The sequence below is a fragment of the uncultured Cohaesibacter sp. genome, assembly GCF_963556055.3.
Taxonomy (GTDB): Bacteria; Pseudomonadota; Alphaproteobacteria; order Rhizobiales; family Cohaesibacteraceae; genus Cohaesibacter.
In genome coordinates this window covers 786,725-799,175 of record NZ_CAUVYE020000013.1, presented here as the reverse complement: position 1 = coordinate 799,175, position 12,451 = coordinate 786,725, and the positions used below count along the sequence as shown (strand labels likewise).

12 protein-coding genes are annotated in these 12,451 nt (G+C 52.3%); 3 read left to right on the top strand and 9 right to left on the bottom strand.

The features are described from left to right. Nucleotides 1-39: 39 nt before the first annotated feature. A complete protein-coding gene (locus ACHZB8_RS12325) occupies nucleotides 40-1,458 on the top strand; it encodes an AarF/UbiB family protein (RefSeq protein ID WP_316860681.1) in 1,419 nt (472 codons plus the stop codon). Nucleotides 1,459-1,516: 58 nt separating this feature from the next. On the opposite strand, the gene ACHZB8_RS12320 is transcribed toward ACHZB8_RS12325, so the two are convergent. From ACHZB8_RS12320 to ACHZB8_RS12300, 5 genes are all read right to left on the bottom strand, one after another. Further along, on the bottom strand, nucleotides 1,517-2,341 hold the full coding sequence (locus ACHZB8_RS12320) for a tetratricopeptide repeat protein (protein WP_316860679.1): 825 nt from the start codon (nucleotides 2,339-2,341) through the stop codon (nucleotides 1,517-1,519). Nucleotides 2,342-2,749: 408 nt separating this feature from the next. Continuing rightward, nucleotides 2,750-2,977 carry a 30S ribosomal protein S21 gene (rpsU, locus tag ACHZB8_RS12315; RefSeq protein WP_316860678.1) on the bottom strand — a complete coding sequence of 76 codons (228 nt, stop codon included), beginning with the start codon at nucleotides 2,975-2,977 and terminating at the stop codon, nucleotides 2,750-2,752. Between the two features lie 157 nt (nucleotides 2,978-3,134). Continuing rightward, nucleotides 3,135-4,235, bottom strand: coding sequence for a 5-(carboxyamino)imidazole ribonucleotide synthase (locus tag ACHZB8_RS12310; protein ID WP_316860676.1), 1,101 nt, complete (start codon nucleotides 4,233-4,235; stop codon nucleotides 3,135-3,137). Continuing rightward, nucleotides 4,222-4,722 carry a 5-(carboxyamino)imidazole ribonucleotide mutase gene (gene purE / locus ACHZB8_RS12305; protein WP_316860778.1) on the bottom strand — a complete coding sequence of 167 codons (501 nt, stop codon included), beginning with the start codon at nucleotides 4,720-4,722 and terminating at the stop codon, nucleotides 4,222-4,224. The genes ACHZB8_RS12310 and purE overlap by 14 nt, the downstream gene beginning before the upstream one ends. A 162-nt stretch (nucleotides 4,723-4,884) precedes the next feature. Beyond that, complete coding sequence (locus ACHZB8_RS12300) at nucleotides 4,885-5,091, bottom strand: DUF465 domain-containing protein (protein ID WP_316860675.1); 207 nt, start codon at nucleotides 5,089-5,091, stop codon at nucleotides 4,885-4,887. Between the two features lie 202 nt (nucleotides 5,092-5,293). On the opposite strand from ACHZB8_RS12300, the gene ACHZB8_RS12295 reads away from it, so the two are divergent. Further along, the gene (locus ACHZB8_RS12295) at nucleotides 5,294-5,464 is read left to right on the top strand and encodes a DUF465 domain-containing protein (RefSeq protein ID WP_316860674.1); all 171 of its coding nucleotides are present in this window, start codon (nucleotides 5,294-5,296) and stop codon (nucleotides 5,462-5,464) included. A 134-nt stretch (nucleotides 5,465-5,598) separates the two neighbouring features. Here the strand turns inward: ACHZB8_RS12295 and ACHZB8_RS12290 are convergent, their stop codons facing one another. Then, nucleotides 5,599-6,357 (bottom strand): sulfite exporter TauE/SafE family protein, encoded by a 759-nt coding sequence (locus ACHZB8_RS12290; protein WP_316860672.1) that lies wholly within the window; start codon nucleotides 6,355-6,357, stop codon nucleotides 5,599-5,601. 163 nt (nucleotides 6,358-6,520) lie between these two features. Here ACHZB8_RS12290 and ACHZB8_RS12285 point away from each other — a divergent pair, with 163 nt between their 5' ends. After that, a complete protein-coding gene (locus tag ACHZB8_RS12285; protein ID WP_316860671.1) occupies nucleotides 6,521-8,422 on the top strand; it encodes a propionyl-CoA synthetase in 1,902 nt (633 codons plus the stop codon). Nucleotides 8,423-8,521: 99 nt separating this feature from the next. Here the strand turns inward: ACHZB8_RS12285 and ACHZB8_RS12280 are convergent, their stop codons facing one another. The 3 genes from ACHZB8_RS12280 to ACHZB8_RS12270 form a co-directional block, all read right to left on the bottom strand. After that, nucleotides 8,522-9,247, bottom strand: coding sequence for a cell cycle transcriptional regulator TrcR (locus ACHZB8_RS12280; protein WP_316860669.1), 726 nt, complete (start codon nucleotides 9,245-9,247; stop codon nucleotides 8,522-8,524). A 178-nt stretch (nucleotides 9,248-9,425) separates the two neighbouring features. Further along, nucleotides 9,426-11,069 (bottom strand): TadE/TadG family type IV pilus assembly protein, encoded by a 1,644-nt coding sequence (locus ACHZB8_RS12275; RefSeq protein ID WP_316860668.1) that lies wholly within the window; start codon nucleotides 11,067-11,069, stop codon nucleotides 9,426-9,428. A 190-nt stretch (nucleotides 11,070-11,259) separates the two neighbouring features. Then, nucleotides 11,260-12,255: an NAD(P)H-quinone oxidoreductase gene (locus ACHZB8_RS12270; RefSeq protein WP_316860667.1), complete on the bottom strand. Its 996-nt coding sequence runs from the start codon at nucleotides 12,253-12,255 to the stop codon at nucleotides 11,260-11,262. Nucleotides 12,256-12,451: the final 196 nt, after the last annotated feature.

Genomic DNA, 12,451 nt, shown 5'->3' with positions numbered 1-12,451 from the left:
TCTGAAGGTCAGTTGCCAAAACCGGAGCGCCTTTGATTTATGACTGACGAGAAGATGACCGACCACCATGACGATGGCGCGTCTTACGATGACCAAAATCGCTTTGGTCGTCGCATGAAACGTTATGCCCGGGTGAATGCCGGGGTGGGTGGATTTGTTGCGCGTGCTGCCGGTGCGCGCCTGTTGGGTGGCAGCTCTGGCGATATCGAGAGGGAAGCCGCCGATCTTGCGCGTGTATTGGGGACCCTCAAGGGCCCCTTGATGAAGGTTGCGCAGATGATCGCGACCGTGCCCGATGTCGTGCCGCCTGAATATGCTGCCGAGCTTTCTCAACTTCAGTCCGATGCTCCTCCCATGGGGTGGGTCTTTACAAAGCGCCGGATGCGGTCCGAATTGGGGCCGGACTGGCGAAGCCGCTTTGCGGACTTTGATCACGAGCCGTCTGCTGCGGCTTCTCTGGGACAAGTGCATAAGGCTATCCATGTGGATGGAACGCGCCTTGCCTGCAAATTGCAATATCCCGATATGGCCTCGGCGGTGGAAGCAGACCTGCGTCAGCTCAACATGATTTTCTCTCTTCACAGAACGATGCAGAATGCAGTCGACACCAGCGAAATGGCGACAGAGATTGCAGAGCGTGTGCGCGAAGAACTCGATTATGTGCGTGAGGCCTGGCATATGCGTCTTTATGGCGAGATCTTTGCCGATGATGACCGTGTGCGCATTCCAACGCTTTTCGATGATCTGTCCACCCCGCGCCTTTTGACCATGAGCTGGCTCGACGGGAAAAAACTGCTCTCCTACAAGGAGCATAGCCAGGAAGTGAGAAACTTCCTGACCAGAACACTGTTTCTAGCCTGGTGGTATCCCTTTGCCCATCATGGTGTCATTCATGGTGATCCGCATTTGGGCAACTATTCGGTTTTTGAAGCAGATGGCGAGGTTGGTGGGCTCAATCTGTTCGACTATGGCTGTGTCCGGATTTTCCCACCGCGTTTTGTGCAAGGGGTTGTCGACCTCTATCATGGTCTTGAGCGCAATGATCGTGATCAGATCGTGCATGCCTATGAATGCTGGGGGTTCAAGGAGCTCAGTGATCCTCTGATCGAGGCACTCAATATCTGGGCCGGATTCATCTACGGGCCATTGCTCGATAACAGGGTGCGTTCCATTGCTGACGGAGTGAGCCCGGCTGAATATGGCCGCAAACAGGCTTTCAAGGTGCATCAGGAATTCAAGCGTCTGGGGCCTGTGACGGTTCCGCGCGAGTTTGTTTTCATGGATCGGGCGGCAATCGGGCTAGGCGGGGTATTCCTGCATTTGGGCGCAGAGCTCAATTTCTATGAGCTTTTCAACGAGCAGATCGCTGACTTCAGTCAGGATCGCGTGTTGGCCGCAAGGCGCCTGCTACCGGAAGCTCCTGAGAATTACGATTCAACTTTCGGCCCCAATGCATGACAAAGGGGCCGGGAGATTTCCGGATAAACATGAAAGCGGATGTCAGGCAGAAGTCGTCTCAGGCGCTGCTGCCCTGATTCTTCAGTTTGCGCGTTCTGTTCATGCCATTGACGGCTGGCATATAGCTTGGATTGATATATTTGGCGCGCGCAAAGGAATCGTAGGCCTTGCTGTAATTGCCCGCTTTTTCAAGGGCAATGCCCTGATTGGTCCAAGCACGATAATTGTCGCGATCCATTTTCACAGCATTGGAAAAGTCGCCCAGAGCACCGCGCATGTCACCCAGCGCAAGATAGCTGATGCCGCGTGAGTTGAAGGCGTCCGGGTTTGAGGAATCAAGGCTGAGCGCGAAGGTGAAGTCTTCGATCGCTTGAGCATGATTGCGTTGCTGCTGGAAAATCAGACCACGATGGTAATAGGCGCGCGGATCGCGCGTCTTGGCGATGATGGCCTGGTTGTAATCGGATACGGCGCTGGAAAGATCATTCTGAACGCGGTGGATATCGCCACGACCGATCAGGGCCACATCATATGTCGGATCCAGAGAAATCGCCCGATTGTAATCCGTCAGGGCAGCCTGCATGTTGCCCATTTTCTTGTAGATGAGGGCGCGGTTGGCGTAAGCCTGATGGAAGTCGGGATTGATTTGAAGGGCACGCGTATAGTCTTGCAGCGCCAGCTCATACTGACCCGAGCGACCGTAGGCCGTACCACGGATGTTATAGGCATCGGGATCGTTCGGCTCACTGGCAACCACCTGGTTCAGTGAGGCGATATTGTCTGCGTCTCCCGCATTGCGGTCAAAATCGGCACCGCTTTTCATACCCGTCGTCTGACAGGCAGTCAGGCCGATGGCGAGGCATGTGATAGCAAGAAACTTCAAATGGTGTTGCCTGCAATTCATCTAAGACCTCATCTGATGTTGACTGATCAAACCGTTTTCAAGTTGGGTCTTTGTGTGGCAGGTCAGTCTGACCAAATTGCGGCAGAGTTCGAAAATCTTCACATTCCTTTTTGATTCCGGCTTTCGACAAACAGTTTGCCGGCGATTCAAATCGTCAGAATGCTTCAAGTGCATGCCGTCATGAGGGTGGGGTTTGGCCCATCCATACAGACGCGTACAGGTCCATCGCAAAAACGGACCTGAAACAGTTTTCGAACTTGGATATTGCCTGATTGATCTGGACGCTCCTGCCAGTTCCAATATCGGATGACAGTTTCGCGCAGAATGCAATTTCCCGCAAGGTAAGACAGGGCAAAGCGTCGAAAGAGCTTGGCTCTTATCTCGCTTTTAGTTGCCACGGCCCTTGGAGGGGAGAAGACCTTCACGCTGCATCCGCTTGCGAGCCAGCTTACGTGCGCGACGCACAGCTTCAGCTTTTTCGCGAGCTTTCTTTTCAGAAGGTTTTTCATAAAAATTCCGCATTTTCATTTCGCGGAAAACGCCTTCGCGCTGCAATTTCTTTTTCAGCGCCTTCAAGGCTTGATCAACATTGTTATCGCGGACGAGTACCTGCACGCGTCAATCCTTAAGTTCGTGATGTGTGGATTTCATGAAAAAAAATCGGTCACCGCCATGGCAGCGCCCGAACTTTGATCGCGGTTCTATCAGACCAGTGCGAGCTTGTCCATAGCAACCAATCCCATTTGAGGAAAAAACACCCAAAAGTCTGCATTCAACCGTGTTTTTTGGGTGTAATTCGGTTGATGTGGCCCATCTTCCGGCCTGCCCGGGTTTCCGATTTTCCATAGTCGTGAAAGGCGGTGCCATATTTTGCGAGCAAGTCTTGTCGGGCTTCGATGTCCTCGCCAATGAGATTGGTCATGACCACATCGCTATGGCGATCCGTATTGCCCAAGGGCCAGCCTGCAACGGCACGGATATGCTGTTCAAATTGCGAAATGAGGCAGGCGCTTTCCGTCCAGTGGCCGGAATTGTGAACGCGCGGAGCCATTTCATTGGCGACCAGCCGATGATCGTGGGTTTCGGACAGGAGAAACAGCTCGACGGCCAGTACACCGACATAATCAAGCGCGTCGGCAACCGTCTCGCCGATTTTTCGTGCCTCTCTGGCAATTCCCTCGTTGATGTCTGCGGGAACGGTGGTGGTCTTGAGGATCTGGTCCTTGTGCACATTCTCGGCGATGTCGTAAGTGACGATCTGGCCCTTTTCATTGCGTGCCGCAATGACCGAGATTTCCTTCACGAACGGAACATAGGATTCCAGAATGGCCGGTTGGGAGCCGATGCGCTCAAACGCGCCATCGACATCTTCGATCGACTTCAAGAAGACCTGACCCTTGCCGTCATAACCAAACCGTCTTGTCTTGAGCAGGGCGGGCAGGCCAATAAACTCGACCGCTTCACGCAAGTCTTCCTGAGACGAGACCTCATAGAAGCTCGCGGTCTGGATGTCGATTGAACGGAAAAAGTTTTTTTCGGTCAGTCGGTCCTGTGATGTGCGCAGGGCTTCTTCATCCGGTAGAACAAGCAGGCGCTTTTTCAGAAACTCGACGGTGGCCGATGGGATATTCTCGAATTCATACGTCACTCGCGCAACCGAATTGGCAAAGTCTTCGAGTGCCTCTTCGTTTTCATAGTCCGCGCAAGTATGGAAAGCAGTGACGTCAAAGGCCGGGCTGTCAGGATCCGGGCAATAGACATGGGTCTTCAGGCCAAGTTTGCTGGCAGCCAGCGCCATCATGCGACCGAGTTGGCCACCGCCAAGAATTCCGATAGTATCTCCCGGATTGAGCATCTTTTTAATCACCTTCATCAACAGGTTGCAGAGCGATGGCATCCGACTGGGCCTTGCGCCAGGCGTCTAGCTTCTGTGCCAGAGTTTCATCGGTGGTGGCCAGAATGGCAGCGGCCATCAGCCCGGCATTCACAGCGCCTGCGCGTCCGATTGCCAAGGTGCCGACCGGAATGCCTGCCGGCATCTGCACGATGGAGAGCAGGGAATCCTGCCCACTCAGAGCCTTGGACTGGATCGGAACACCGAGTACGGGAAGAGGGGTCATGGAGGCGGTCATGCCCGGCAGATGGGCCGCTCCGCCAGCACCTGCGATAATGACACGGAATCCTTGTTCCCGCGCCGACTTGGCAAAATCGGCCATACGATCCGGTGTGCGATGGGCTGAAATGATCTTCGCTTCATAGTCCACGCCCAGAGTATCGAGAATGTCGGCCGCATGCTTCATGGTCGGCCAGTCTGATTGACTGCCCATGATGATGGCGACGGGAGGTGTGGAATATGTCATGGCCGGATCCTTTTCAAGATTGATGCCGGGATGCAGGTCAGCAGATTTGAAGTCGGGCAGTATAGAGAAATCTGCTCCGGCGGCAAGCAGCAACTTGTGGGCAACCTGAGCAGGATCGCTCTCTTTCCGAGGCCAGTTGGCCGCTGTCACAACTTGTCATTATTATGCAATAATGTCTGGAAAAAGTTCGTTCTCCAGCCGCTCGATTTCGTCTTTGAGCAAAAGTTTTTTCTTTTTCATTCGTTGAATTGGCAAGGCATTTCCGCCAGGCCTCGCTTCAAGCGCATCAATGGCTAGGTCGAGGTCGCTATGTTCGGTTTTGAGTTGCGCAAGTTGGGCGCGAATTTGGGCTTCTTTTTCTGGTGTCATGACGATTGGCCAATTTAATAAATTTCATAAATTCCAATAGATTGTTTGAATTTGTTTTGCAAGCAAGACCAATTATTACCAACCAACTCCAAACAAGTTGTGAAAATTATTTTTGCTCCAGCGGTTCAAACATTTCTGAGTCGACACCATGTAATATGTATGTCACAATTCTTGTGTCTCAATTGAACCTATGGAGGTCCGAATGTCGTTAGATTCACGTATCCAAGAACTGCAACGTAAGCATGATGAACTGGATAAGGTAATCGAGGAAGCTACCACCCATCCATCAGTAGACGACCTTGAGATTGCCGAGATGAAACGACGAAAATTGAGTATGAAAGACGAAATCGCGCAGCTAAAGGCAGCCAGCTGATTTTGAGCATTTCATGGACTAACGAAGCCGCGGAATTTTCGACCGCGGCTTTTTTGATTCTGCGTTGCTTCAAACATGTATCACTGTACCCGCTCGGGACACTCAGGTGAGCTGTTTGGTCGCAGGTTTTACAGTCAAGCCAGTAGCTCGAAAAGACTGTCCGAACACAGTTTCAGCGCAATGAGGAACATGGCCAGATAGGAAAAGCGATAGAACAGACCCTGGCTTATTTTTCGGACCAGAAAAATCCCGAGCATGGTGCCGATAGGCGCAAGAGGCACCAGAACAAGTGTTGTCCATAAATTCTCGGTCGAGAATTGCCCAAGAGCGAAATAGGGAACGAGCTTGACCGTATTCATCGTCGTGAAGAAATAGACCGAGGTTGCGGCATATGTGATCGGAGCCATGCCAAGAGGCAGGGTGTGGATCTGATAGGGAGGGCCACCGGAATGGGCAATGAAGCTGGTCAGACCTGTTATGGTGCCCCAGATGCCCGCTGAGATGGGGCCGCGCGTGGCAATCGTCTTTTTGCGGATCGTCCGCCAGGCATAGTCTGCAACGAAGGCCAGGGCCGTGAGGCCGACGAGGAACTTGATGATGTGTTCATCGAACTGACCGGCCAACAGCCAGCCAATGCCTATACCGAGAAGGGCAAAAGGCAACATGCTCTTCAGAACACTCTTGTTGGCATTTCCGCGATAGGCCAGCAGGCCGACAAAATCCATGCAAATCAGGATTGGCAACATGATGGCTGCCGCCTTGATGGGGGAAATGACCAGTGAAAGAACTGGCACACCAAGCATTGCCAGGGGGCTGCAAAAGCCTCCTTTGGCGATGCCAACCAGAATGATTGCCGGAATCGCGGCGGCATAAAAATATGGGTCGGTAATCATGGGGGCCTTCGATTGATATGCGATACAGTTGTATCGTAATAGCAGAGAAACAGCAAAAAGTCGAATGATCTTAAAGGCTAGACCCTTCTTTTGCCGAATAGACCTGACGCCATTTCGCAAGTTATCCATTGAATAATTCCAATATAACCGTGGAGAGGCTCAAATGGGCGCGTCTTACAAAGAAATTTACGATGGGTGGAAAACAGACCCGAATGGCTTTTGGGCAGAGGCAGCAAAGAAAATCAGTTGGTTTGAACCGCCGCACAAAATCTTTGATGAAGAAGCGGGAACCTATGGACGCTGGTTTGCTGGTGCCGAGTGCAACACCTGTTACAACGCGGTGGATCGCCATGTGGAAGCTGGCCATGGCCAGAGGCAGGCCCTGATCTATGACAGCCCGATCACCGGACACAAGGAAACCTACAGCTACCAGGATGTGAAATTGCAGACACAGGCATTGGCTGCCGTGTTGCAGGATCTTGGTGTCGTCAAGGGAGACCGTGTAGTCATCTATATGCCGATGATCCCGCAGGCGGCCTTTGCGATGCTTGCCTGTGCGAGGATTGGTGCGATCCATTCTGTCGTGTTCGGTGGCTTTGCCGCCAACGAGCTGGCGACCCGGCTCAACGATGCCAAGCCAAAGGTCATCATCTCAGCATCTTGCGGGATCGAGCCAAATCGCACAATCGCCTATAAGCCGTTGCTGGACGAGGCAATCAAACTGGCAACACACAAGCCAGACCATTGCGTGATTTTCCAGCGCAAGGAACTGGTCTGCGATCTCATTGAAGGGCGCGATGTCAATTATCACGCAGCGATTGTGGAAGAGATCGAAAGCGGGCGGGACGTGCCATGTGTGCCTGTACTGGCGACCGACCCGCTCTATATTCTGTATACATCCGGCACCACTGGGCAGCCAAAAGGCGTTGTGCGCGACAATGGTGGCCATATGGTCGCCCTGCAATGGAGCATGGAATATCTTTATGGCATCAAGCCCGGTGAAGTGTTCTGGGCCGCTTCCGATGTGGGTTGGGTTGTCGGCCATTCCTATATCGTCTATGCGCCGATGATCTATGGTGCGACAACGGTTCTGTTTGAAGGCAAGCCGGTTGGAACGCCGGATGCCGGAACCTTCTGGCGCGTAATCGAGGAACATAAGGTTGTTGCTCTGTTTACCGCTCCGACAGCCTTCAGGGCTATCAAGAAGGAAGATCCAAATGGCAAATTTATCAGCAAATATGATCTTTCCAGTCTGCGGACCCTGTTCCTTGCGGGTGAGAGGGCGGATCCCGATACCGTGCAGTGGGCGGAAGACATGCTCAAGGTACCGGTGATCGATCACTGGTGGCAGACCGAAACAGGTTGGGCGATTGCAGCCAATCCGGTGGGGATCGAGCTTCTGCCGGTTGTTCATGGTTCGCCGACTGTTGCTATGCCCGGCTATGATGTCCAGATCGTGGGAGCGGATGGCCATCCTGTTGCGGCCAATGAAATGGGCAATATCGTGATCAAACTGCCGCTCGCGCCGGGCAATCTTCCTGGCCTGTGGCAGAATGATGAACGCTTCAAGAGCAGTTATCTGGATGAATTCCCTGGCTATTATCAAACCGGGGATGCCGGATATATGGATGACAATGGGTATCTCTATATCATGTCCCGGACGGATGACATTATCAATGTCGCCGGGCATCGCCTGTCTACCGGAGCGATGGAAGAGGTTCTTGCTGCTCATCCCGATGTTGCCGAATGCGCCGTCATCGGGATTGCCGACAAGCTCAAAGGCCAGTTGCCTGCTGGTTTCGTGGTTTTGAAATCGGGCGTCGAGCGTACCCCGATGGATATCGAGAAAGAGCTGATCAAGCTTGTTCGCGAGAAAATCGGTCCTGTTGCAGCCTTCAAGATTGCGGTCACAGTAGATCGCCTTCCCAAAACCCGTTCAGGCAAGATTCTGCGTGGAACCATGCGGGCGATTGCCGACCACGAAGACTACAAGATGCCGGCCACGATCGATGATCCAACCATCCTCAGTGAAATCGAGGATGCTTTGCGTGAGCATGGGATCTAGGCAAGGGCTTTTCTCAACAAAAAGAAGGCCGGGTCAAACCCGGCCTTTTTCATGGAACTTGTTGGCTTCAGCCGAGATCAGATTGATCTCAGAGCTTGATCACTCTTCGTCGTCGTCATCATCGTGCTTGCTGGGCTGGAAATTGGCAAAGACGGATGCTGCGTCAGGTACAGTGTCATTGTCATCAGGCTGTTCTTCGGCAGATTTGAAGTTGCCGAACGGATCTACAGGAATTGCAGGAGCCAGAGATTCCTCGGTCGAGAGCAGTGTCTGGTCTTCCGGCAAGCCTTGATGAGCGGGTGCATCGGCTGCGGATTTCTTGACTTCAAGGTCGAGATCGATCTGTTTACAGATGCCAAGGGTAACAGGATCCATCGGCTGGAGTTGGGCGCTGTTCCAGTGTGTTCTGTTGCGGATCGCTTCGATTGTCGGTTTTGTTGTGCCGACCAGTCGAACGATTTGCTGATCTTTCAGTTCCGGATGGTTGCGAACCAGCCAGAGAATGGCATTGGGGCGATCCTGGCGTTTCGAAACGGGTGTATAGCGCGGGCCGCGACGCTTGGGTTCGGGAATCGTCACTTTTGGTGGCGCAAGCTTGAGCCTGTGATTTGGATCTTTCTGCGCCTTCTCGATTTCCTCGCGCGTCAGCTGGCCGGTCATGATGGGGTCCATCCCCTTGATGCCCTGTGCAGCTTCGCCGTCCGCGATCGCCTTGACTTCAAGTGGATGCAATTTGCAGAAGGCAGCAATCTGATCGAAAGACAGAGCAGTGTTATCGACCAGCCAAACTGCGGTTGCTTTCGGCATCAGTGGTGCATTCGACATGGTACATCCTCATTGTTGCTTGACCTGGATCCTCTCCAGATCAGCCTTATCAAGTTTGGTTAAAAATGACAGGGAATGAGCTGACTATACTTCTATTGACAGGAATTCGCAAACAAGAAAACGCACCAAAGCCGGGTTTTGGTGCGTTTTTTTACCGCTTCATGTTGCTGTATCGGCTTTATTCAACCAAACGCAGTTTGCTTAGTTCGGATGCAATATTCTGAAAGACCGTACTCAACTCGTTGGCGTTGTCCACGCTCTTGTAATAGTCATCCTGACTTGCGCAATCGCTCAACATCGCGGCTGTCGTTTTGCTGGGGCTGCCGAAATAGATCGTGAAAACCTTGACGTCATTGCTCTTGGCAGCCTCGCATGCTTCCACGGTTCGCGTATTCATTTCAGACACAACCGTGGAGGAGCCGTTGATCCGACCGTCATCATACCAGCCATAGGCGTGGTAGTAATTGTCATAGTAGGTGTTGTTGCCATCCGTCATGATGATGAGGGCCTTGATGTTTTCCTCATCACTGTAAGGTCGCCCTTCGGTATAGGGTGCCTTTCTGGACAGAAGCCGCAAACCCCAGATCGTGCCCATGTGAATGTTCGTGGCGCCCTTGGCCCGCATTTCCTCGATTTTGGATTTCACGGTGCTAATGGTGTTGGTCAGAGGCAGAAGGCGTGGCATGTCGCAAAGATAGTTCGGGCCGTCATAGCCTGACTTGATCGTTTGATCCTTGTAGCATCCAAATTCGTCATCATCTCCGGAACAGCTTGAGGAACTGTTGTTGTAGTAGCTGTTCCAGTACCATCCCCATCCGCCGCTGCTGCCGCTGCTGATGTTGAGATAGTTGTAATAGGTGGATGACGATGAACTGTTCCCCGAAGCGTATGAGCTGTATTTCTCATTGTTCGGTTCCCGAATGTCGGGATGGAAGTAGGGAACGAAATAGCTGTCCGGTTTTGAACTGCTTGGTTTGGTGTCCTTGATGTCATAAGGATGGGGACGTGCCTCTACACAGCCTTCCCATTCGACCGCAGCATTGGTGCTGGGATCGGTGAGCGTGGCGAACAGGTCGAACCGGTTGGAATCGGGCGGCAGGTTGTTCTGGTGGATGGACGAAACGCCATTCTGATCCAGCCACTCAGCATCTTCCATTCCTTCGCTCAGCCGGACAAGATGCGTGAATGGAACAACACCAAAGCTGAGTGAGTCTTCATCCTGTTTCTTTTCATCCAGAATGTCGACCAGTTCATCGGATGCGTTTTTGAGCGCTTCGATTCTGGTCGTGGACCCTGCCGAGGAGTCCATCGAGCCTGAATTGTCGAGGACCAGAACGACTTCCAGGGTCTTGTTGCCTGTAACCGACTTTGATGAAATCGAGAATTCGGAGTTCTCGAAATTCATGAGCTTCATGACCGTCATCTCGGTCGTGCCTTTGGCCCAGACCTTCAGCGATGTCGGATTATGCTCGATGGTAATCGGGTTAACTGTAATCGAGGTGTTGCTCGGTCCATTGGCTGCCACATAGGATTCGATCATCGCACGGATTTCTGCGTCCGTGACTTTGCCGATTTGCTTGACGGCGGCCAGGGTTGCTGCATCAAGCGCATCCTGGGCTTCGGAACGGGCGAGAGCAACACGAGAATAGTCGACGGCGGCACCGAGCATCAGGATGATGGGGATGAGGGTAACAACAAAGATAATCGCTATTGCGCCGCTTTCATCGCGAAGAAAGGATTTACCTGTTTCCTTTTCTTCAGCATCGGCGATCGATGCGGACGGCTTCAGCAAGCGGTCAATAAATTTCGGCAAAATAGACATGGCACATCCTGTTCGGGCATCGGTGATGCCGCGTACGAACACTTTTGCCGTATTGAAGCTCAGGAGCCTTACCAATTCATTTCAAATTGTCTGTAATTGCGCAAATCGAGGCCGTTTCCTTTCATCGACGTAAAGAAAGGATTAAAGAACAGAGGTCTCGGAAATTTAGAGCAATATTAAGGGGGAAAACTCAGATTTCGAGCATGATTTTCCCAATATGCTGCGAGCTTTCCATCAACTCATGGGCCTTGGCTGCCTCATCCATTGTAAAGCATTTGTAAATTTGCGGTTTGACAAGGCCACAACGCAGAAGAGGCCACACCTCTTTTTGCAATTCCCTGGCAATGGACTGTTTGACGCTGTCTGGTCGCGCACGCAAAGTGGAGCCGGTGTGAATGAGGCGTTTCATCATCAGGCGACGGAAATCGGCTTCGACAACGCCCCCCTTGAGGAACGCGATCTGGACAATGCGTCCTTCTTCTGCGGCGATGACATAGTTTTTCGATATATAGTCGCCTCCGACCATGTCCAGGATGACATTCACGCCCTTCCGGTCGGTCCATGACTTGATTTCAGAAACAAAATCCTGGTTTTTGTAGTTGATCGCCAGATCAGCACCGAGTGCTGTGCAAGCTTCGCATTTCTCGTCGCTTCCTGCGGTTATGGCAACCTTGGCTCCAAACGCCTTGCCCAGTTGGATCGCTGCCATGCCAATGCCGGATGATCCGCCATGAATGAGCAGGCTCTCATTGGCTTTGAGGGCTCCGCGTTGGAAAACATTGTGCCACACGGTGAACAGATTTTCCGGCAGGCTCGCTGCTTCCATCAGGCTGAAGCCTTTGGGAATTGGCAACACGCTGCCATGGTGGGCTTTGCAATATTCGGCATATCCTCCCCCTGATACCAACGCAACAGCGAGATCTCCAACTTTCCAGTCCGTCACCCTGGCTCCAATTTCGACAATCTCGCCCGAGACTTCCAGTCCCAGAATATCCGATGCTCCCGGAGGGGGAGGGTAGTTGCCTGCCCGCTGGATGCAATCTGGCCTGTTCACACCGGCAGCCTTGACCTTGATGAGAACCTCATCTTCAGAAAGGGTTGGGATTTCTCTTTCCACGATCTCAAGTTTTTCGGGTCCTCCCGCCTCCGGGGCGGTAATCGCTTTCATTTTTGCCGGTAGGGTCATCGTCGTCTCGGTTCTCTCTTTTGGTGGCAGGAAAAGGGATTGAAATACTCTGCTTTTCTAGCGCATGTCAGATCCTGATCAAATGCGATCAATGGCCAATAAATTCAGTTCGCTTAAGGATAAACATTCAGTCAGGTATATTTAACTAGAGAGCAAGTAAATTTTGTTTATGAATGACACATATTTCTCTAATATT

Excerpts from the sequence above, each read along its gene's own strand:
- ACHZB8_RS12325 (WP_316860681.1), top strand. The coding sequence starts at position 40 with ATGACTGACGAGAAGATGACCGACCACCATGACGATGGCGCGTCTTAC.
- ACHZB8_RS12310 (WP_316860676.1), bottom strand. The coding sequence starts at position 4,235 with ATGAAGGTGATTAAAAAGATGCTCAATCCGGGAGATACTATCGGAATT.
- purE (WP_316860778.1), bottom strand. The coding sequence starts at position 4,722 with ATGACATATTCCACACCTCCCGTCGCCATCATCATGGGCAGTCAATCA.
- ACHZB8_RS12300 (WP_316860675.1), bottom strand. The coding sequence starts at position 5,091 with ATGACACCAGAAAAAGAAGCCCAAATTCGCGCCCAACTTGCGCAACTC.
- ACHZB8_RS12295 (WP_316860674.1), top strand. The coding sequence starts at position 5,294 with ATGTCGTTAGATTCACGTATCCAAGAACTGCAACGTAAGCATGATGAA.
- ACHZB8_RS12290 (WP_316860672.1), bottom strand. The coding sequence starts at position 6,357 with ATGATTACCGACCCATATTTTTATGCCGCCGCGATTCCGGCAATCATT.
- ACHZB8_RS12285 (WP_316860671.1), top strand. The coding sequence starts at position 6,521 with ATGGGCGCGTCTTACAAAGAAATTTACGATGGGTGGAAAACAGACCCG.
- ACHZB8_RS12280 (WP_316860669.1), bottom strand. The coding sequence starts at position 9,247 with ATGTCGAATGCACCACTGATGCCGAAAGCAACCGCAGTTTGGCTGGTC.
- ACHZB8_RS12275 (WP_316860668.1), bottom strand. The coding sequence starts at position 11,069 with ATGTCTATTTTGCCGAAATTTATTGACCGCTTGCTGAAGCCGTCCGCA.
- ACHZB8_RS12270 (WP_316860667.1), bottom strand. The coding sequence starts at position 12,255 with ATGACCCTACCGGCAAAAATGAAAGCGATTACCGCCCCGGAGGCGGGA.